We start from the raw sequence: 711 nt of genomic DNA, 5'->3' as shown, positions 1-711 counted from the left end.
CCGCCGGCCCGCTCCGCTCGGTCCCGGCCGTCCCGGCCCCGGCTTGCCCGGCCGCGCCGCCCGCCCCTGTTTGTCGCCGAACCGGGAGCTTTTCGCCCCGCCCGGCCGCGCCGACTTGGCCGCCGGACCGCGCGCGGGCTTGCCGCGCGTGCCGTCGGGGCCACGCTTGGCGAGAGGTTTCTTGACGCGGCGGCTCATGGGATGCTCCGGGGGAAATCACGCCGTGCCTAGCGCAAAAGCGGCTGCCGGTCACGGACGGAGTTGCTGGCAACGTCCCGTAGTCCGGATGCAGCGAAGCGAAATCCGGGGCGGCAGGCCCGTTCACGCAAGCCTCCGCATCCTCGCGGCGCCAGCGCCCGAGTTGTGGCTGTGGTCTCCGCCCCGTGAGGGGCGGCGGAGCGCCGGTCGGCGCGCCTGATGGATAGGTGGCCGCGGACCGTTCGCCGACGCATCGGCAAGGTTCGCGGAAACGCCGAACCGGCGCTCCACCGTGGCGATTTGTTCGCTTCAGGACCGTGCTTCCGGGCGCAGGCACGATGCCTCCGCACCGCTTCATCCCGGCGGTTTCCCGCCGTTCGCCTGTGCCGCGTCCAGCCAACTAACAAGTGGCAGAGCCTCGTAATGGGCCCGGACGGCGACCCGAAGCGTCCAGAGTGCGCGGAGCACGTCTGCCCCCCGCCCGCAGGCTTCAAAGGCCGCCCCACTCCAAGA

1 pseudogene is annotated in these 711 nt (G+C 72.4%); it reads right to left on the bottom strand.

What is annotated here, in order from left to right:
* A pseudogene (locus tag I5M_RS33325) lies at positions 1-198 on the bottom strand (RluA family pseudouridine synthase); the annotation flags it as partial.
* Between the last annotated feature and the right edge of the window lie 513 nt (positions 199-711).

It is taken from the genome of Rhodopseudomonas sp. B29 (genome assembly GCF_000333455.1).
Lineage (GTDB): Bacteria > Pseudomonadota > Alphaproteobacteria > Rhizobiales > Xanthobacteraceae > Rhodopseudomonas.
The sequence above is the reverse complement of the archived record's forward strand: the minus strand, read 5'-3'. Positions and strand labels throughout refer to the sequence as shown.